At 69.2% G+C, this 295-nt stretch carries 1 pseudogene; it reads right to left on the bottom strand.

Annotated features, from left to right (window positions below):
- Window positions 1–295, bottom strand: a pseudogene (locus EN851_RS35540) (sugar ABC transporter ATP-binding protein); the annotation flags it as partial.

Below are 295 nucleotides of genomic sequence, written 5' to 3'. Positions count from 1 at the left end.
CACCTCCTCGCGGCCGGAGCCGACGACGCCGGCGATGCCGACGATCTCGCCGGCCCGGATCGAAAAATCGACGCCGCGATAAAAACCGTTCGCGCCCAGTCCCTTGACCTCGACCATGAGCTTGTCGCCCGGCGGCTGCTGGCGCGCCTCGCGGTAATACTCCGCCTGCAGGCCGCGCCCGACCATGATCTCGTGCAGCTCCGGCGCGGTGACGTCCGCGGTGTGGTGCTCGGCCACGACCGCGCCGTCCTTCATCGTGTAGACGCGGTCGGAAATCGCCAGCACCTCGTCGAGG

Source organism: Mesorhizobium sp. M8A.F.Ca.ET.208.01.1.1 (genome assembly GCF_004791315.1).
Classification (GTDB): Bacteria; Pseudomonadota; Alphaproteobacteria; order Rhizobiales; family Rhizobiaceae; genus Mesorhizobium.
Note: the sequence above shows the minus strand (reverse complement) of the source record. Positions and strands in the feature narration are given on the sequence as shown.